Annotated in this window: 17 protein-coding genes; 8 read left to right on the top strand and 9 right to left on the bottom strand. The window is 48.5% G+C overall.

Annotation, left to right across the window (positions count from 1 at the left end):
* Positions 1-172 precede the first annotated feature (172 nt).
* The 3 genes from IC229_RS09655 (at position 173) to IC229_RS09645 (ending at position 2,739) form a co-directional block, all read left to right on the top strand.
* Complete coding sequence (locus IC229_RS09655) at positions 173-1,078, top strand: helix-turn-helix domain-containing protein (protein ID WP_190886759.1); 906 nt, start codon at positions 173-175, stop codon at positions 1,076-1,078.
* Between the two features lie 94 nt (positions 1,079-1,172).
* Positions 1,173-1,949, top strand: a complete 777-nt coding sequence (locus IC229_RS09650) for an SDR family oxidoreductase (RefSeq protein ID WP_190886758.1) — start codon at positions 1,173-1,175, stop codon at positions 1,947-1,949.
* A 25-nt stretch (positions 1,950-1,974) separates the two neighbouring features.
* A complete protein-coding gene (locus IC229_RS09645; protein ID WP_190886757.1) occupies positions 1,975-2,739 on the top strand; it encodes an SDR family NAD(P)-dependent oxidoreductase in 765 nt (254 codons plus the stop codon).
* Between the two features lie 45 nt (positions 2,740-2,784).
* Here IC229_RS09645 and IC229_RS09640 read toward each other — a convergent pair whose 3' ends face one another.
* The 5 genes from IC229_RS09640 to IC229_RS09620 form a co-directional block, all read right to left on the bottom strand.
* Entirely contained in the window at positions 2,785-3,351 is a 567-nt protein-coding gene (locus IC229_RS09640; protein ID WP_190886756.1) for a hypothetical protein, read from the bottom strand.
* 102 nt (positions 3,352-3,453) lie between these two features.
* A complete protein-coding gene (locus IC229_RS09635) occupies positions 3,454-5,217 on the bottom strand; it encodes an ABC transporter ATP-binding protein (RefSeq protein ID WP_190886755.1) in 1,764 nt (587 codons plus the stop codon).
* Positions 5,201-6,949, bottom strand: coding sequence for an ABC transporter ATP-binding protein (locus IC229_RS09630; RefSeq protein ID WP_190886754.1), 1,749 nt, complete (start codon positions 6,947-6,949; stop codon positions 5,201-5,203). The genes IC229_RS09635 and IC229_RS09630 overlap by 17 nt, the downstream gene beginning before the upstream one ends.
* 158 nt (positions 6,950-7,107) lie before the next feature.
* A complete protein-coding gene (locus IC229_RS09625) occupies positions 7,108-9,066 on the bottom strand; it encodes an SPFH domain-containing protein (RefSeq protein ID WP_190886753.1) in 1,959 nt (652 codons plus the stop codon).
* Positions 9,067-9,300: 234 nt separating this feature from the next.
* Complete coding sequence (locus tag IC229_RS09620) at positions 9,301-10,737, bottom strand: BamA/TamA family outer membrane protein (protein ID WP_190886752.1); 1,437 nt, start codon at positions 10,735-10,737, stop codon at positions 9,301-9,303.
* Positions 10,738-10,858: 121 nt separating this feature from the next.
* Between IC229_RS09620 and IC229_RS09615 the strand changes: the two genes are divergently transcribed.
* Both IC229_RS09615 and IC229_RS09610 read left to right on the top strand, forming a co-directional pair.
* Entirely contained in the window at positions 10,859-12,238 is a 1,380-nt protein-coding gene (locus IC229_RS09615; RefSeq protein ID WP_190886751.1) for an MFS transporter, read from the top strand.
* 99 nt (positions 12,239-12,337) lie between these two features.
* Positions 12,338-13,285, top strand: coding sequence for a carbohydrate kinase family protein (locus IC229_RS09610; RefSeq protein WP_190886750.1), 948 nt, complete (start codon positions 12,338-12,340; stop codon positions 13,283-13,285).
* Between the two features lie 62 nt (positions 13,286-13,347).
* On the opposite strand, the gene IC229_RS09605 is transcribed toward IC229_RS09610, so the two are convergent.
* The 4 genes from IC229_RS09605 to lgt form a co-directional block, all read right to left on the bottom strand.
* A complete protein-coding gene (locus IC229_RS09605) occupies positions 13,348-13,983 on the bottom strand; it encodes a transposase (RefSeq protein WP_190886749.1) in 636 nt (211 codons plus the stop codon).
* A gap of 174 nt (positions 13,984-14,157) precedes the next feature.
* Positions 14,158-15,795: a M1 family metallopeptidase gene (locus IC229_RS09600; RefSeq protein ID WP_190886748.1), complete on the bottom strand. Its 1,638-nt coding sequence runs from the start codon at positions 15,793-15,795 to the stop codon at positions 14,158-14,160.
* A 2-nt stretch (positions 15,796-15,797) separates the two neighbouring features.
* The gene (locus IC229_RS09595) at positions 15,798-17,879 is read right to left on the bottom strand and encodes a S9 family peptidase (RefSeq protein ID WP_190886865.1); all 2,082 of its coding nucleotides are present in this window, start codon (positions 17,877-17,879) and stop codon (positions 15,798-15,800) included.
* A gap of 270 nt (positions 17,880-18,149) precedes the next feature.
* Positions 18,150-18,995 (bottom strand): prolipoprotein diacylglyceryl transferase, encoded by an 846-nt coding sequence (gene lgt / locus IC229_RS09590; RefSeq protein ID WP_190886747.1) that lies wholly within the window; start codon positions 18,993-18,995, stop codon positions 18,150-18,152.
* Positions 18,996-19,168: 173 nt separating this feature from the next.
* Here lgt and yidD point away from each other — a divergent pair, with 173 nt between their 5' ends.
* The 3 genes from yidD (at position 19,169) to IC229_RS09575 (ending at position 20,397) form a co-directional block, all read left to right on the top strand.
* Positions 19,169-19,378 (top strand): membrane protein insertion efficiency factor YidD, encoded by a 210-nt coding sequence (gene yidD, locus IC229_RS09585; RefSeq protein WP_190886864.1) that lies wholly within the window; start codon positions 19,169-19,171, stop codon positions 19,376-19,378.
* 137 nt (positions 19,379-19,515) lie between these two features.
* Positions 19,516-19,890: a co-chaperone GroES gene (locus tag IC229_RS09580; protein ID WP_190886746.1), complete on the top strand. Its 375-nt coding sequence runs from the start codon at positions 19,516-19,518 to the stop codon at positions 19,888-19,890.
* 69 nt (positions 19,891-19,959) lie between these two features.
* Positions 19,960-20,397: a DUF4174 domain-containing protein gene (locus tag IC229_RS09575; protein WP_190886745.1), complete on the top strand. Its 438-nt coding sequence runs from the start codon at positions 19,960-19,962 to the stop codon at positions 20,395-20,397.
* Positions 20,398-20,467 lie beyond the last annotated feature (70 nt).

Genomic DNA, 20,467 nt, shown 5'->3' with positions numbered 1-20,467 from the left:
AACAGTTAAATGCTACGTTGACTGATACGCATCGGTCAATGCAAAAAAGCCAATTCTCATAATGCTTAGGTTTTATTCCTGAGTAATATGGCAATCGGCTTTTTTGTCATGCTGACGAAGGAAGCATGACAAAAAAGTACGTACATTTGATTTTTGCAAATCAGACGTAACAATGGGTACTACATCACTGGAAGAGTTTTACAAGGAAACAGCCGCTCTTATCCCCGAAGGCATAAACAAAGAAATCGGCCACTTTAATGTATTTAGTATGCAGGACATTGTGGCCAGTTACAAGAAGAAACCGGTGATGCCATACAACCGGCGGGCATACTACAAAATCAGTTTGATAAGCGGACGTAACACGGCTGAGTATGCCGATAAAGTGATCAATATCGAGAAAAACGCACTGTTATTTGCCACGCCCAAAATTCCTTACCACTACGTTCCGCTCGACGACCAGCAGTTCGGCTACTTCTGCATTTTCACCGACGATTTTCTAATTCAGCAAAAAAGTGGAGTCGTGCTGGATGACTTACCTATTTTCAAGCCGGGCGGCTATCCCATCTTTCAGCTCACAGATGAAAATACCGAAGATATTCGCTATATCTTCAAAAAGATGCATAACGAGCTATCATCCAGTTACATATACAAATACGATTTGTTACGTAACTATGTCCTTGAACTAATTCATTACGGCCAGAAATTGCAGCCTGCTACGGCTTTGTATCCTACGCACACGGCTTCAGCGCGGGTTTCGTCGTTATTTATTGAATTGTTGGAACGGCAGTTTCCGATTGAATCTCCGCAGCAGAAATTAGGACTGCGTACGGCTAAAGATTTCGCCGAACGATTGTCCGTTCACGTGAACCATCTCAACAAAGTTTTAAAGGAAAATACGGGCAAAACCACCACCGATCTCATCAGTCACCGAATTGTTCAGGAAGCTAAAATCCTTCTGAAACAAACCGACTGGAATATTTCCGAAATCGCGTACAGCCTCGGCTTTGAGGAGGTGGCTCACTTCTCTAATTTCTTCAAGAAGCAAACTACGTTGGCTCCGGTAACTTTCCGAGCTTGAAGCTAAGATTTGATTTTTGCAAACTTCGGATTGAAGTTCGCAAACAGCTACGTTGTGAACGAGTCTACTTTTGTTCCATCAACTTTCAACTACGATGGAACTGCAAAACAACACCATTTTAATAACCGGCGGCACTAGTGGCTTTGGCTACGAATTTGCCGCCCGGCTGCTCGCTCTGGGCAATACCGTTATCATCACAGGCCGGAATCAGGCCCGACTCGACGAAACCCGCAACAGTTTACCTGGCGTCCACACCTTTCAAAGTGATGTGAGCGACCCATCGGCCATTGCCTCCCTATACGAACAGATCACTCATAAATTTCCTGACCTCAACGTACTGATTAACAACGCTGGGGAGATGCGAAAAATCAACCTGAACGATCCTTCGATTGATCTACTGAACATTACCCGCGAGATTGATATCAACCTGATAGGGCCAATCCGCATGGTGCAGCAGTTTCTGCCTCATCTTAAAAAACAGAAATCAGCGGCCATTCTCAACGTAACGTCGGGCATCGCCCTCATTCCGTTTCCTATTTCGCCCATCTACGGCGCTACCAAATCGGGGCTTCGCTCATACACGCAGTCGTTACGTGTACAGCTAAAAAACACGTCGGTTAAGGTGTTTGAACTGATCGCACCTGGAGCCAAAACGCCTTTGAACGATACGTTTAGTGACGTCGATGGCTTTAATGATAGCATGCTCATGGAGCCTGAAAAACTGGTCGATAAGGCCATTAAGGGACTGCAAAACGATACACATGAAATTTACCCGGGTCTAGCCTGTGTAATGAAAATTATAAGCCGAGTTGCACCCAGCCTCGCCCTCAGCCAGACAAGTAAAGTAGGTGCCCGTTCAATGGCCCAATAACCAACGTAGTAACAATTCGTAAACAATGATAACTACTCGAAAAATAGCCCTGATCACCGGCGGTAGTCGTGGATTAGGCAAAAACATGGCCATTCACCTGGCCCAGAAAGGTATCAACGTAGTATTAACCTACAACACGCAGAAAGACGAAGCCGACGCAGTAGTCGCTGAAATTGAACAGATTGGCTTAAAAGCTGCCGCTCTTCAACTCAACGCCGGCGACGTAAAAAGTTTCGATACGTTCTTCAGTCGGCTAGCGAACGTACTGAACGATACGTTCGGAACAGACCATTTCGATTTTCTGATCAATAACGCTGGTATTGGCATCAACGCTCCGTTCGCCGAAACCAAAGAGGAAGATTTTGATACGTTGATGAACATCCATTTCAAAGGCGTTTATTTCCTCACGCAGAAGGCATTACCGCTGCTGAACGATGGCGGACGTATCATCAACCTATCGACGGGACTGGCGCGTTTCAGTACGCCCGGCTATTCGGCGTATGCTTCCATGAAAGGAGCGATTGAAGTGTTGACCCGTTATCTGGCTAAAGAACTTGGTTCCAAGGGTATTACCGTCAATACCGTAGCGCCGGGGGCCATCGAGACGGATTTCGCGGGTGGAGTGATACGTGATAATCCACAGTATAACAAAACCGTTGCCAGCATCACCGCACTAGGTCGAGTTGGGTTACCCGACGACATTGGGGGCGTAGTAGCTTTTCTGTGTACAGAAGAAGCTCGTTGGGTAACTGCACAACGTATTGAAGTCTCTGGCGGACAGGGAATTTAATGGTGGAGGGCATTAACTAGCCGGCATTTGCCCCTGCCCACATCCCTATGCTCCGCTGGATGGAAGCATGTTGATTTTCAGGCCGAAGTCCTTTCCTTTTGATACGTCTTTTAACGTAACGAAGGTGCCTGAACTGGACCAGCTATTACCGTTTTTATCGGATTTAGGAGTACCATAGCGCGCTGTAAAATAGGTCGTTAAATCTTTCTGGAATTCGGTAACGGCTTCACGACTATTCAAGAAAAGATCGACGTCAATAGCGGACACTTTCTGGCCTGCCTGATAATACAGCATGTCTACCGTTTCAAGTTCTTTCAGTTCCAAGGTATAGCCAACGTGTTTGGCATCGCTCTCGAACGATTCACCTTTTTCAGTTGCTTTTACCTTCGAAAAATCATCGCCCAAACTGATACCACGCCAATCGCTATCGGCGGTTAAGCCCAATTCAGCGAGCCGGGGCGAAATTGGTACTTCCGGCGACGTAGCTGGAGCGGAATCTGTTGCTACGTTGGACGAGTCAGGCGATTGATTTTCAGTTTGCTTACGATTGTTACAGGATTGTAACGTAGTGAATGAGATGGCGAAGATAAACAGGCAATAGATTTGTTTCATATAGTTCAGGCATTGACCGGCAAAGGTATATATAGAACCTATTTAAAATATTCGCTGCGCAGTGTTTTTGTCATGCTTCGTGCCTCAGCATGACAAAGAAAATCAACTCACTCGTTTACCATGCAGTAACATATCGACTGCGTCATGCAGCGAGCCCGCCCGCGTCACCTGTCCAGCATTGACGAAGAATATTTCGTCGGCGCTTTCGATGGTATTTAATCGGTGCGCGATCAGAATTCGGGTTGTCGATTCAGGGAGTTTTTGCAGAATTTCGCCCAACAGTTGCTCCGTTACTGTATCGATATTGGCAGTGGCTTCATCCAGAATAAGCAACTCTGGATTTCGTAACACAGCCCGCATAAACGCAATTAGCTGTTTCTGCCCCAAACTGACCGAATCGCCGGTTGTCTGCACTTTGGTATTCAGCCCTTCATCGAACCGTTCCAGCAAACCCTCCAGTCCAGCCTGTCGGATTACTTCCGTCAATTGCTCATTGTTGTACTGTTGATGGTGCTCATTCCCGTACAAAATATTCTCGCGAACGGTACCCGTAAACAAAAATGGCTCCTGCAAAATGAATCCAATTTTTTGGGTACGTTCGGCAGCATTATATGAACGAATATCTTTTCCGTCGAGTAATACCGTTCCGCTGGTGGGGTCATACAAACGGGCAATCAGCGAGGCCGTAGTGGTTTTGCCGCCACCCGTTGGGCCGACCAGTGCGTAGGTTTTTCCGCGTTCCAACGTAAAGCTTATGTTGTGCAGGACTTCGTGTCCGTTCGGATAGCTGAACGATACGTTCTGAAACGACAATAACGACGTAGTAGGTACGGTCAGCGGATTTTCGACGGTTTGCAGATTCGTTTGCATAGCCAGCATGTGCGAAATCCGATCCCAGCCAGCCAGTGCAACCTGAAAATTAGCCCACAACACAGCAAGCTGACGTAGCGGATTATAAAATTGCGTTACGTAGGATAAAAAACTGATTAGCAATCCAATGGTAAAATGCCCCGTCGAAATTAAATAGATGCCGAAGCCCAGTACAATGATTTGACCAATACTTGCCGCCAGACTGAACACAGGCAGGTAAACGTTACTGGCCAGGCCAGCTCCGATGGCGGTTTTATAATTTTGTTCGTTCGCTTCGTTAAAACGTTTGCGGAAATAATCGCGCCGATTAAAGGCAATGATGACTTTGAAATTGGTCAGGCTTTCCTGGATTTCGGCGCTGAGATTGCCGACACTCTTCAGGTTAGCTGCGTTTTTCTGCTTCACCCAAGCCGACGTCAATTTGATAAAAAGCCAGATTAAAATAGCGGGCGACAAAGCCGCAGCCCCCAACGGCAAGTCGATAAAAAGCAGAAATAAACCCGAACCGATCATGGTTACAATACTTCCCACAAACTGCATCAGCGACTGCGAAAAAAACTGGTTCAGTTTATCGGTGTCGTTGTTGATGCGCGAAATCAGATCGCCCGCTTTATTCTGATTAAAAAACGCCACCGGCAACTCCTGCAACTTATTGAACACAGCATTACGTAGCTTGAACAACGTTCGCTGGCCTACGTTTCCCATCAGACGCGATTGCAGATACCCCGCACCAATCGTGAAGACATACATAGCCAATAAAATGCTGCCATACACGAGGAGTCCATGAAATTGCCTGGTCTGTATGTATTTGTCAACCGCCCGGCCAATCAGTATGGGGCCGAGCAGATTCAGCGTCGAATTGACAAAAATGGCACCGAACGCCAGCATCAACGTCCGATGTTCGTCGCTGATGAGCGCCAGCAATTTACGCAGGGCTTTATACGTAGCGTTTTTCTCTTCTTTCTGTCCGACAAACTGATTAAGATCGTAATTCATACTGGTTCGTGCTACGTTGCGACTGATAAATCTGAACGTATTCAGGGCTGATTGTCAGGAGTTCCTGGTGCGTGCCTTTGTCAATGAGTTCTCCTTCCATGAGCAGAATGATTTGCTCATAATGTTCAACGGCGGCAATCTTTTGCGTCACCGAAATCACCGTCATATCAGGGTAATTCTGGCGAATGTTCGCCAGAATTTTTTGTTCGGTATTGGCATCGACCCGCGCCGTAAAATCGTCCAGCAGCAATACTTTCGGGTTCAACGCCAAGGCTCGCGCCAGCATGATACGTTGTTTCTGACCGCCCGACAAACTACTCCCCCGCTCTGACACAATCGTTTCGAGTTTATCAGGCAATGATTCCACAAAGTCACTCAATTCCGACGTAGCAATCGCCCGGTTCATTGATTCTTCGGTTACGGTTTCGTTGAAGGCAACGTTTTCGCGCACACTCAGATTGAAAATGATACTGTCCTGAAACACAAACCCAACCTGCTGATGAAACGTATCTTCGTCGTACTCATCAATCGATTTTCCGTCGAAGCTTATCTGACCAGATGTTGGTTTGATAAGCCCCGTCAGCAGAAACAGAAGTTGGCTTTTTCCGGCGGCTGTTGGCCCAACGATGGCGGTTTGCGTACCGGCTTTCACTGAGAACGTAACATCTCTCAATACAGGTTTTTCGCCATACGAAACCGATACGTTCTCTAGTGCTACGTCGCCTTTCAGGGCCGTTTTTAACGTACCGTTCTTGACCGTTTCCGGTGCCTGAAGCACCTGATTGACACGCAGATACGACGCCGATGCTTGTGCTATTACGTTACTCATAAACCCAATTACGATGATTGGAAAAATCAGCAGCGCCAGATAGCTGTTGAAAGCGGCAAAATCGCCCAGCGACATTTGATCGGTGATCACAAAATGGCCGCCCAACACCAGAATTGTCAGGCTAGCCATATTTGCGGTGAACGTAATGATGGGGATAAGGCCGGCAAATAAACGCAGAATGGAAATTCCTAAATCCTTTGCTTCTGTATTGGCGGCCAGAAACTTATCGTACTCAAGCTGTTGCGAATTAATCACTCGAATCAAACCCGAACCGAGAATACTTTCGTTGATGACTTTGTTGAGCCAGTCAATCACTTCCCGGCTCTTCATAAACAGTACCCGTACCTGCTTCAGTACCCAAAAGAACGTACCGCCAATAATCGGGATGATCATGAGCACGGCCGACGCCAATTGCCAGTTAATGCTGATGAGTAAAATGCTGGCTCCGACGATGATACACAGCGACGATACAATGGAAACGATAGCCTGCGACACAAACGTTTTCACCGAATCAATGTCCGACGTCAGGTTGGTCAGCAACTTTGAAGGATTAGCCTGCTGGATGTACGTGAAACTCTGCCGCGAAATTTTATCGGCCAGTTGAGTTCGTAAATCTTTCGCCACGCGCTCTGAGGCATAGGTTTGCACGATACTTTGCAGGTACGTGAACACGAAGATGATCAACGCGGCACCCATGAACTGGACAACAGCAGTTTTCAGCACAAACTGTCCGGCGCTGTAGTTGTCGATTCCTTTAGAAATGATGATGGGCAAAATCAGGTTGATTCCGTTACTGGCCAGCGCCAGAACAATCAACAACAGAATCATTCGGGAATAGGGTTTCAGCAGACCCAGTAGCGGAGACTTTTGGGCCGCTGGTCTCTGCGGAGCAGCTTTGTCCATAAGGGCGAGGAGTGAAGTAGGACAAAGGTAATAAAACGAATGGACGTAGCAGATAAAATCGCGGTTAGCCGACGTAACGCGGCTGGACTGGTGTACTAGTCCAGCCGCGTTACGTCGGCTAACCGCGATTTATAGGTAGCTACTTATTATTTACGTTACTATTTACCAGGCTTACTTTCTACTGCCTTCACTACGTCCACAATTTTGGTGGTCTGCCCGGTCTTACGTTCTTCAATCTGTTCGAGCAGTTTCAGACCCATCAACCCATTCAGCGAACCTTCCGAACCGTTGCCCGCGCCGTTGATAACAATGTCGGGAATAACCCGAATCTGTCCCTTGCCAATCTCTTCGGTGATTTTGAAACGGGTGAAGTTTTCGTCGCCCATGGCACGTACCTGCAACTCGTACGCTTCAGCAGTCGAGCGACCGATAGCCAGAATTTTCTCGGCTTCGGCGTTACCCGTTTTGGCGATACGTTCGGCTTCAGCGTCGGCGGTTAGTTTGGTGGCTTCGGCATCAGCAGCGGCCTGACGACGGCGCGCTTCGGCGTTGGCTTCGGCCCGTATTTTGGTCGCTTCCGATTCAGCACCGACCTGCAATTTCAGGCTGCGGGCTTCCCCTTCTGATTTTTTCACGGCGGCATCGGCGGTACGTTGGGCAATTTCGACGCTTTGCTGCGCCTTCACCACTTCGCGCTGAATATCGGCTAAAGCGGTTTCGCGTTCCATACCTTGTCGTTTTTCCTGCGCCATACGCTGCGTTTCGTAGGTTTTTTCCTCTTCCTGCGCAATTTTCCGGTCGGTGAGGGTTTTCATCAGGCTGTCGGGCGGTACGATGTCGCCAATCAACGTATCAACGGCGTTTACGTTGTAGACTTCCAATACTGTACGAATATGTTCGCGGGCGGCTTCCTGACGCTCTTTCCGAGTGCTTAAGAAGGCAATTACGTCAGAATCCTGTGCCGAGTTACGGAAGTAGTTGCCAATTGTCGGTTCGAGCACCTGCGATACCAGATTATCCATGCTGCCAAAACGGGCAATCACTTTCGGAGCCTCCGCCGACGGAATATGAATGATCTGTGCTACGTCGAGATTGAACGGGAAACCGTCTTTCGAACGTACCGTAATGGTCGAGAGATTCCGGTCAAGGTCGTGTGATTCAGAACGAGCGTTGGCCCAGTTGAGCACCAGGTTTGTCGTCGGAACGCCCTCTACTTTCATCGTATACGTATTGATCGGGTATTTACCCGGTCCCAGCGGCTCCATCCACACACCCCGGAAACCACGTCGAACGATGTTACCGTGCTTGAACGTATCACCAGTAATGTCTTCACCATCTTCGCCGATGTAGGAAATCACGACGCCCACATGCCCAATCGGAACGGTTGTCATCGGAATTTCTTCGATTTGCACTGCCCACGGATTGATGTAATATGAACCGGCCAGCACCACCTGCGGCTGAAGTCCTCGATTACCGCCGTTCTGCAGGAATAAATCGACGTTCTGGAAGTTATTATGTCCCTCAACCTGTTTACCAGCTATCTGTCCAGACTGCAAAGGTGCCCCATCCAACGTAGTGATAATACCGACCATATTTTCCTTAATGACGGTCATATTGGCAAGCGTTACCGTAAAGGCAAACGTATTGATCCGGTATGTTCCCGGCGTCAGCACCGAGGTTTGTCGGCCTTTTTGACCGCCACTCGACAGGAAGCGTTCGGTATCCTGAAAATTGTCGCAATCGACCCGTCGTGCCAGAATATTACCTGTTGGTAGTTCACCGCCATCGTTCGACAGGATAAGGCCGATATTGCCTTCGGGCACTACCGTAAACGGTTGCATCGTGATGCCATATTGCCAGGGCCACATCCACCAGTAAAGTCCGGGAGCCAGCGTTTGCGCCTGAAAACCAGCTTCTCCTTTGGTGGCAATAATCCGACCATCGGGCAAACCCCGGTCGGTTCCGACCAGCACGTATTTTTTTGTAACAAGACCAATTCGGTCTTCGGGCACGATGACCATCCCGAACAGGAAACGTAGTACCCATTTATAGAGTACGACAGCGAAAAAGACCAGGATTACCCAGCCCCAGGCCGACATAAGCGATAATAGTTCCATGAATGAAACAAGGTTTGTTGGTTAAGAAAACGAAATGTACGCGGAATTGAAACAGAGTTGGTTACTCACTTACTAAGCGGAAAATGAAGCCGATACGTCTACATCGGAGTAGCGATTTATTGGTCAGATTGACGGGTCAAAAGTAGTGAACGCAGAACGTAGCGCACCAAGAATCGGATGATTGGTTACGTAGCAGTTGGATTGTGCAGAGGAAATTGATGAGTGGATGTACGTCTACAACTCCTGCACCAGATTGAAGAAGAAACCGGTTTTGCCCTGCGCGTTAATAGTGCCACTAAAGCGCATCACCAGGTTGTAGAACGTAACAACATCCAGGCTCAGGCCAGTACCTACCAGCAATTTATTGGCGAGCTGGCTCTGATACCGCTCCGCCACCGTACTGCTCACGTAGCCCGCATCACCAAAAGCCGACACATACGCTGCAATGGGTAACGTATTAAACTGCCGGATGTGAAGCCAGTTGAGTTGTTTCCGGACATTAAATAGTTGATAGCGAAGGCTGTTACGAAAGACGGCGGTACGTTGTCCGTCGATCACAAAAAGCTCGTAACCCCGCACTACGTCATTACCACTCCCCAGACCTCGCAGATTAAAATAAGGTTGTCGGCTAGGCCACGTAGCACGCCCACGCAAGCTCATAGCACCGTAAAAACGCCCACCCAACGGCCAGTAGCGCGTAATAGAGGAAGACATCTCGAAAAAACGGAAATTGTCGCTTGGCAATAGTCCGGTCACGCCAATACCCGCGTTGAACAGAGTTCCCTGCAATGGATACGCTACGTTGTCGCGACGGTCGTAGCGGTAGCCGTAACCAATTGACAGATAACGCTGTTCCGTTCGACTATCCAGGAAATAATCGGGGTTAATCTGAGCAATAGTATCGGCAATTGTATTGTGATTATAACGTGCTTCGATTGAGTGATAATGGTACAAACCACGCCGATGTGTCAGCAGTACGCCCGCGTACAAACGCTCCCGAAGTCGATCTTCCGACTTAACAAAGATCAGTTTATCAGCCTGAGTGCGATACGGTATTTCGTTGTTGGTCAGATAGCCTACATCTACCCGAAGACCGATTTTCTGTGCCCGATCAATGTAAGGTTTCAGGTAGGAGACGACGGTACGTTGCAGAAATCCTCGCACGATTTCGACCTGAAGCCGGTCGTTGGTGCCCGTTACGTTTCGGTAACTGAGTCTACCTCCGTAAATAACCCGCCGGAAATCGTGGCCCCGGTCGTACCACCATTCATTAAAATTTCGGTCGGCAATATCAAAAACGGGGTAGGCTATGAAATACCAGCGCTCCTTCATCGTCACGGTCAGGTCGAGCTGGGCGAGTTGAGTGGTATCGGCGGGCTGGGTCAGTTGCGTACCCATGTCGACCGTTACAAACAGGTTGGTATTGTTGATGTTACGTTGGTCCCAGGCCGTTCGGGCAGGCAGGTCGGCCAGGCGAATAGAATCGCCGATATGAAGGGTCATTTCCCGCAGAATGATACGGTCACGGGTGCGAATATTTCCTTTGAGTGTAACAGAACGGACAATAACCTTCCGTGCCGAGTCGACCGAAATAGAGGCAAAGACGGTTTGTGAACAAATTATTAAAACCGTCAGAAGCGTAATAACGGCCAGGCACTTTTTGGGAAACATCCTCAAAAATACGTCAATTCAAAAAAATAAGACAAGAATATCTCTATATCCTGCAAATCGGTGGTATAATTGTTCGCTCTTGAGCAAAACCTATGATGACCTTTTAAAGATACAACAATCTATGCAAACCGGTAGCGTACCACAAACGGGCAAAACCACAAAGCCAAACCTAAGTTTCTGGCAAATCTGGAACATGAGTTTTGGTTTTTTCGGCATACAGTACGGATTTGGGCTTCAACAAGCCAATATGAGTCCCATTTTCCGATACCTCCACGCCGACGAAGCCAGTATCCCGATTTTATGGTTAGCGGGCCCAATAACTGGTTTGATCGTTCAGCCGATCATTGGCTCCATCAGCGACCGTACCTGGTCGACAAAGTGGGGTCGTCGGAAGCCATTCTTTCTGATCGGTGCCATCGTTACCAGCTTAGCGTTGTTCCTGATGCCCAACTCGTCAGCACTGTGGATGGCGGCTAGTCTGATGTGGATTCTGGATACTGGTCTCAACATTACTCAAGAGCCATTTCGCGCGTTCATCGGTGATAAGCTAAACGATAAACAACGTGATTTAGGGTTCGCTGTTCAAAGTTTTTTTGTGGGATTCGGGCAAACACTCGCCAACCTGATGCCTACTATTTTTCGTTTGCTTGGCCTCACATCTACGGCTGTCGTTGCCGCCAATGTTATTCCCAATAGTATCAAATATCCTTTTTACATCGGTGGTATTGCGGTGTTGCTCGCCGTGATCTGGACCATGTACACCACGAATGAATATCCGCCCGAAGACATGGAGGAATTCAAACGAATGAAGCAGAAAAGCAGCGGTATTAGCGGAGCTTTCAACGAAATTTTCCATGCCTTCAAAGAAATGCCTACTACGATGAAACAGCTCTGGTGGGTGAAATTCTTTACCTGGTTTGCGCTACCGCTCATGTGGCAATACCTCACGCTGGCTGTTGCGCGGCATGCTTTTAATGCGCCCACAGCCGAATCGCCAGGCTTTCAGGAAGGTACGGAGTGGGGCAATCTTTGCTTCGCCATGTTCAATGTCGGCTGTTTTACCATTTCATTTTTCCTACCCGCTATTGCCAACATGATTGGCCGACGAGCCACGCACGCCGTTTTCCTGACCATTGGCGGACTAGGTTTCTTATCAATGCTGTTGTCGGATGACAAATACATTTTCTTCGTCGGAATGACGCTGGTTGGACTTTCGTGGGGTTCCATCCTTTCCATGCCTTACGTACTATTATCAAGTTCGGTGCCTGCCGAACGCATGGGTGTTTATATGGGGATTTTCAACGGGTTTATCGTTGTGCCACAGATCGTGAACAACCTGACTGTACAGTTCTTCTACCCTACGTTGCTAAAAAACGACCCACGTAACGCGCTGGCCCTGGCCGGTGTTTGTCTCTTGCTGGCAGCTGGGGCATGTTTTCTGGTGAAAGAAAATAGACAGAGCGAAGAAGCTGCTTTTCCCATCGAGCCTGGCGGAAATTAGGGCGTTTTAGAGTTACTACGTAGTGATTGCGCTCCTCTTGACAGGTAGCGTATCACGAATACGTTGTAATTCGCACATCGTAACTCGTAATTTAGCTACATGAATTCTACAGAACGCCCTTACGCTCTGCTTTCAGTCGGTGAACTACTCGCGGACTTCATTGGGCACCACGTATCAACCAGCCTGCTCGACACGCAGGATTTTCGTCGTTATCAGGGCGGAAGTCCGGCTAATATGGCAACGAATATGGCTCGTTTAGGCCATCAATGTGCATTGATTGCGTGTGTCGGGCACGACAGTATTGGCCGCTACCTGACCCGCGAAATTGCTGAATCGGGTGTCGATACCCAGTACATTACAGCAGATTTACTGGAACCGACCACTATTGTCGTTGTGTCGCGAACATCTACGACGCCCGATTTTGTGGCGTATCGTCATGCCGATTCGCTGATCGATCCAGAACAATTACCCGATTCACTACTGGCCAAAACGCAGCTTTTTCATACAACCTGTTTTGCGCTGAGCCGCCAACCCGCTCAGAACACCATTGTAGAAGCAGCTCAACGTGCTAAAGCGTTAGGTTGTCAGGTTACAATTGATGCCAACTACGCGCCCAGCATCTGGCCCGACCGCGATGAAGCATGGCGTGTGCTACGTGGTTATCTGGCGGCTGGTGCGATGGTTAAAATTAGCCTTGACGACGTAGAGCGGCTCTACGGTAAACCTCAGGAAACCAAACAGGTACTGGCTGATTTTCACCAGATGGGCGCGACCATTATTTGTCTAACTCTCGGCTCCGAGGGTAGTCTGGTATCGTATGATGGGGGGGCCAAACAGTCACGCATACCCGGTAAAAAAATCGACGTAGTGGACGTGACGGGAGCTGGCGATGCCTATTGGGCCGGTTTCCTAACGGCCTATCTGGATGGATATGCACCCGGTAACTGCGCCATTGCAGGCTCGGCTATGGCTAAACTGAAACTCACCCGACAAGGCCCATTACCCAGCGCCGTAGACCGGAAACTGCTTTACACAGACTTTGAATAGTACTCAAACAGGTCGGCCCAACGCTATGTAGCATTGGGCCGACCTGTTTGAGTACTATTCTGTTACTTCAGCGCAGCCAGTTTATCCAGGTTAATATCTTCGAGAGCGGATTTAATTTTATCCATACTCACCCCTCGTCCCTTCGCCGACACAATAAACCGCTTGTTGACCAGCAGAGCGATTTCACCATCTTTGTTGGCGTTATCGTATTTTTCGTACGATTTATTATCACCCATTTTACCCGTTTTTTCGTAGCCATGCTCGGTTTCCTTATCAATTTCAACCACCGACCAGGCCGCCAGGCCAATCATCATTGCTGAACCACCACCGTCAACGAGTGAGAGTTCAATTGTCTCGCTACCGTCTTCATTGGCGTATTTTCCATTAGCCGTTGAGACGACAAAACCAACCGCGCCGTTTTTCTCGCCCGTTGCTTCTTTACGAGGTAATCCATCAGCGTCAGCAGGAAGTAATTCTTTCAAGGTACGAAAATCGACCGTTTCTACGGGGCCGTTTTTCCCCAATTCTTCAGCCTGACTAGCCATTTCTTTCAGGGCACTCACCGCACCCAGCGCCGACACAGACTCTTCATCCTTTTTTTTCTCTTCTTTTTCTTCCTTGTCCTTCTCGCTTCCACAACCGATCACCAACATGGCCGGAATCAGTAGAGCCCAGAATACATTTCGATTTGTTTGCATGGTCATTATCAATGCTATGAGTTTAAGAATGGAGTAATCGTTTATTGAGAAGCAAGCTACGTTTTCTTCTCATACAGATCGCACTATTTTGAGTAAACGTTACGTCTAACGTATTGATTTTAACAACGTTTTAAGAAAACTGGCAACGTAGCACACTTCACTAAAATCACTGCCTTACATGTTACTTACCCCTTTGCTCAATACGTAGTAATTAGGGTCGGCTGTGACTGTGTTAACGCCTTTAGCTGACAACGTTTTCCACTGGGCGGTCGGTTGAATCTGCTGGTACGGCCCCGTTTCGTTGAAACAAATCTTTACGGGCATATCGAAACCTGGAACACAATTGGCCCATCGATATTGAACTCCGCCCGAAACAAGTTTGTATTCAAGCACCGGAATACGTACATCCCGCAGGTACTGGTCGAAAACGGGTTTCAGATTCAGGCGGGTTTCCCGAATCATGTATTGTTCAATCTGCTGCGTCGTAACGGTCTGATGATAAAAGGTTTTGTTCATACCACGTAGCACCTGCCGCCATTTTTCATCGTTGTTGACCAGTTGCCGAATCATGTGGAGCATAGTGCCGCCCTTGTAATACATGTCACCCGAACCTGCGTGGTTTACGTTATAGACGCCAATAATAGGTTTGTCGTTACGTATCAGCGCGCGGCAACCGATAACGTACTGCGCCCCAGCCGCTTTGCCCCAGTAATACTCCGTGTACAGATTCTCTGAGTAGTTCGTAAAACTCTCGTGAATCCACATATCAGCAATATCTTTATACGTAATGTTATTGGCGAACCACTCATGACCCGACTCGTGTACGATGATAAAATCCCATTTGAGTCCCCAACCGGTGCTGGATAAATCGCGGCCAAGGTAGCCGTTTTTGTATCGGTTGCCATACGTAACGGAACTCTGGTGTTCCATTCCCAAATAGGGCGTTTCGACCAGTTTATAACCATCTTCATAAAACGGGTAAGGACCAAACCAGTGCTCAAACACCTTCAGCATCTGCGGCACCTGTTTAAATTGAACACGGGCCGAATCGAGATTTTGGGGTAATACGTAGTAATTGAGCGCAAGCGAGCCTTTTTCACCAGGATACTTTTCCTCCCAATGCTCGTAACGGGCGATATTTAAATTGACACCGTAATTGTTGATTGGATTCGCTACGTACCAGTCGAAGGTACGCGTGTGATCAGGGTTGGTCGTTACCTTGCGCAGACGTCCGTTCGATACGTCGGTCAAGTCTTCAGGAACTGTTACGCTGATGGCCATCGAATCAGGCTCATCGTACATGTGGTCTTTGCAGGGCCACCACGCACTTGCCCCCAATCCCTGGCAGGCCGTGGCAATGAACCAGTTACCATCTTTGTCGTGCGACCAAACCAGGCCACCATCCCAGGGCGGACGTTTAGCCACGCGCGGTTTGCCAGCATATTGTACCGTAACAGATTCCGTCTGACCGGGCTGTTGAAGTTTAGAGAGCTTTACAAAATATGCATTCCCATCCTGCCGAAACGTCAGCGGCTGGCCGTCCTGCTCAACCCGAATAATTCGCATGGGGCGCTGCAAATCGAGCTGCATGGTTTGTCCCGGCTTCACCACTCGATAACGAATCAGGGTTGAGCCGCTCAACGTACTGTCTTTCGGTCCAACACGCACCTTCAGGTGATAAAAAGCCAGATCCCACCAGGCCCGTTCGGGTGTAATAGTGCCACGTAACGTATCGTCGTGCGTGAATTCGTACTGTTGCCCCGACGCCAGAAAGGGCAATACCAGCAGGCAGAGTGTCAATAGTCGAGTCATGGTTAGCGGGGACCAGGAGGGCAGTTTTTCAGCAAATAATTCGTGTATAAAGTGCGTAGGTGTTCGGTAGTTCCGGGGCCTTCGAATATACCGTGCGTCCGATTTGGGTAGGGCATCACCTGAAACTGTTTGTTGTATTTCACCAGTTCGTTGATGAGCACTTCGGCATTATCATAATGGACGTTATCATCGCCGGTTCCGTGAATAAACAGCAGATTTCCTTTCAGATTCTTAGCATACGTAACGGGCGATCCCGCAACAAAATCCTCCCGATTCTCCTGTGGAAGTCCCATGTAGCGTTCCTGATAGATGTTGTCGTAGAACAACTGATTGCCCACGGCCGCAATAGCAATGCCGGTTTTGTAAATGTCTGGATACTGGAAAAGCAGGTGCAGCGTAGTGGATCCTCCCCCACTCCATCCCCAGACCGCTACCCGGCTGGTATCAATATACGAGTGCTGCGAGAATAATTTCTTAGCACCCATCGCCTGATCTTTTATGTTAATCCGGCCAATATTCCGATAAATCGACTTTCGCCAGTTAGCGCCTTTCAGATTGGGCGTTCCACGATTATCGAGTGCTACGTAGAGGTAGCCTGCTTTCGCCATATCGCCCGCGAAAAGTCGATTTGAACCAACCGTAAAAACGTCGTTGACGGTACAGTTGGCGGGTTCACCATAGACGAAGAAAACGATCGGATATTTTTTAGTACTGTCAAAATCAACGGGTTTCGCCATCCAGCCATCCAACGTAATGCCTTCCTCCGTCGTAAGGTTGAAAAAGCTGACGTTCGGTTTTGCCACCGAACTGACTTTCATGGCATCCCCAACAGCTTTATGCTCTGGCAAACTCACCCACTCGGTAGCTGGTGGTGTCTGATAATTCGTGAACGTATGCTGCGCTAGTCGGCCATTGGGCGAGACAACGTAGCTGTGCGTTCCGGCCAAGCCTTCAGGCGTTACGCGTTCGGCTTTACCTTTGCCATCCAGACTCGTCCGATACAAATAGCGCTGATTGGTCGTTTTGGGTGAAGCGATAAAATAAATCTGGCTGGCAACTTCATTAATCTGAGTGACAGACGCTACGTCGTAATCACCGGGCGTTAAGAGCGTTTCTTTCTTACCATCCGCACTCAGTTGATACAAGTGCTGCCAGCCATCTTTTTCCGACATCCACACAAATGATTTTCCACCACTAACCCACTCCCAGTTCATCGGGTCGGTTTTGGCGCTGATCCATGCTTTGCTGGTTTCGGTATAGATCGGCGAAACTGACTTATTCGCTACGTTGTATACCAGCAACTTACACTCGTTCTGCTTCCGGTTCAGTTGCTGGATAATCAGCGAGCTACCATCTGGAAACCAGGCCATTCTTGGCAAGTAATTTTGTTGCGGATCACCCGAAATAGGTAACCACGTAGTTGCGGCACTCGCTACGTTCACTAAACCGATACGTGTCGGTGATGGGTTTTCACCCACTTTTGGGTATTCGACCGGTACTACGTGCGAATAGGCTGAATCGGTAGTATTCAGCATCAGATAATCCCGAATCTTCGTGGCATCGACCTGCCAGTACGCAATCTGCTTACTATTCGGACTCCAGCGAAAACCGTCACGGCAACCAAATTCCTCTTCATATACCCAGTCGAACGTACCGTTGATACGTTTGCGAGTTCCGTCGGTTGTCAATTGGCGAATCTGGCCCGACGCTACGTCTTCTACAAACAGATTTCGCTCACTAACATAAGCAACACTACGTCCATCGGGCGACAGTTTCGCGAACATCAGCGATTGAGAGGGGCGGCCTTTGCCAAGCTGGCGAGGCTGACCGGAAGCACGATTTACGAGGTAATAATCGCCACGTGTGTTCTGCCGCCAGACGCGGGCTGTATTGGTGAAAATCAATACGTTGGCACTATCGGCAGAAAACGCAAAATCCGCAATCGTTAGCGGTTGGCTGGTGCCGGAAGACTGGAGTTTCGATTTCGGCAGCAACATAGTTTTGCGTTTAGTCTGAACGTCGGTTTGCACCACTTCGCCCTGTTCAACCGACGCGTACGAATTACCATCGGCCGACCAACGCATCTGCCGACCGGGTCCCTGCGCCATTGCCGAACCAGCCATTAGGCTCATCACTACAGCAGGTAGCAGCAGTTTAGTAAACCGGGAAGGCCGATTTATAAAATTAGTTTGCATGAAGTTTAGGTTAAGATATTTTTGTCATGCTTCCGCTCCGGCGGCCCGGCTTCGTCAGCATGACAAAATCACTCAATTTTGGGGTTGCATTAAACAGCCTCCTCAAAAATATAAAATCTTTGTTCTTCAATTTTTGATAATAGACAGACACGTAACGTGCTACGTCTCAACCGTTGGTGACTTCTCAGGATCAGCAACGGGTATTGGCGTTTTATTGCTGCGTACGATGAAATAAATGCCCATCAGCACCGCCGGAATACTCAGCCACTGGCCCATGTTCAGGGGCAGATTGTTCTCAAATGCCACCTGATTTTCTTTCAGGTATTCGTAAAAGAAACGAAGGCCAAATACCCAGATCAGGAAAATGCCCAGCATACTGCCACGTGGCGTCCGTTCGCGGTACCGATTCCAGAACCAGAGCAAAATAAAAAAGAGAACCAGACACGACAGCGATTCATAAAGCTGAGCCGGATGACGCGGAATTTTCGCGTACTCGTCGTTTTTCATAAAAATAAACGCCCAGGGCACATCCGTCGGGCGACCCACAATCTCCGAATTCATCAGGTTTCCGAAACGAATACAGGCACCTGCCAGCGCCACGACGATCACAATCCGGTCGGTCACCCAGAGAAAAGTCTGACCTGTGAGCTGACTTTGTTTCCGGCGCGAATACAGCCATAAGCTCGTCAGAATACCGATAGTTGCGCCGTGACTGGCCAGACCGGCAAACGGGGGCGTCACGACAACCAACGGATTATGGAGTAAGACTTCAGGTTCGTAGAACAGAAAATGGCCTATTCGCGCGCCCAGAATCGTAGATACGACCATGTAAATCAGCAACGTATCGGTATCGGCAGCGGGTTTGCCTTCCTGTTTGAAGATATACGTCATGATCTGCATCCCAATGAGGAAACCCAGGGCAAAAAGCAAACCATACCAACGTACTGAAAAGGAACCAATGTGAAAGATTTCGGGATTGACTTCCCAGATAATGTATTGCAGCATAGAATGATAAAGTAGGTTTCAGCCGGGCCGCCGGTATGCGTCGAGGCTAGGACTTCAATTAATGAATACTCAATCAGAATAAACCTGAACCTTGACCTTATTAACGATAACAGGCAAAGATACAGATAGATTGCGGGAAAGTTTTTGACCGATTTCGTGTTTACATTTTTATGATGAAATCAATTTTGATTGGACTGGTAAAAGGCTATCAGGCGATGGTGTCGCCTTACTTCCCGAATGCCTGTCGCTATACGCCCACCTGTTCGCAATATACCATCGAAGCGATTCGCAAATATGGTGCGCTTCGGGGCGGTTGGCTCGGCCTGAAACGTATCGGCCGCTGTCATCCGTGGGGTGATCATGGTTACGACCCGGTACCGTGAATTTTAGTTGGAAGTTGGCTGCGTTATGACATTTTGACGCATCGATACGTTTCGCCCGATTTTTGACGCGACCCAGTAGCGTGGGTGGTCCGCCGTTGCGGTGGACCACCCACGCTACTTCAAAACCATAGACTATTATGATTGGAATTACGGCTGATAATAAATTGAAACGCCTGATTGTAGTAGGCGACAGGGTACTCATCAAACCCAAAGATTCCACCGACCGCACGGCCAGCGGACTCTATTTGCCCCCAACTGTGCAGGAAAAAGAGCAGGTACAGGCGGGTTACGTCATCAAAGTTGGTCCCGGCTATCCGATTCCGGCACCTGTTGACGATGAACCCTGGAAGGAAACCGAAGAAAAAGTGAAATACATGCCGCTTCAGGCGCAGGAAGGCGACGTAGCACTTTATCTGCAACGTAACGCCATTGACATTCAATACGAAGGCGAACAATTTGTCATAGTGCCGCAAGCCTCCATTCTTATGCTGGAGCGCCTGGAAGATCTGTAACGAACAATCTTGTTAAACAGTCGTTTTTCATTTGAGTACCGTTGTATTTCTGGCGGTACTACGTAGCAAATGGGAAATCATTGGCTTATTACGTTGCTTATGCTTTCGTTCGGGCTGCTATCAATGATGCAAAGCCCGGCTTCTCAGCCAAAACCGCTGGAGACAACGCTGGCGGAGAAGAAAGATAAACGACGTATCCTGTTGTTTTTCGGTTCCGCTACGTCGGAGCCTTCGCTGGTAGCTCAGCAGGAAATGCTCAGTAAGGTTAAAAATGATCTGTCGGAGCGGGATTTAGACGTAGTGGTTGTGACGGCACCGAACGTATCGGAAGACGATCAGCAATTTCTACGTATCAAATTCAAGATGAAGCCGACTGCTACGTTTGTGGGATGGCTCATTGGCAAGGACGGTGGCGTGAAGCAGACATACCAAAAACCTATTCCTCCAGCCGAGCTATTCCGCCTGATTGACAGTATGCCCATGCGAAAACTAGAAATGAAAAACTAAAGATTTGGCCAGGCTCTGTTTAGCCTTTGTTAAAGGTTTGCTACATGGGCCAAACAGAAATTGGCCCAAC

Source organism: Spirosoma profusum (genome assembly GCF_014699005.1).
GTDB lineage: Bacteria > Bacteroidota > Bacteroidia > Cytophagales > Spirosomataceae > Spirosoma > Spirosoma profusum.
This window is presented reverse-complemented; position numbering and strand designations above follow the sequence as displayed.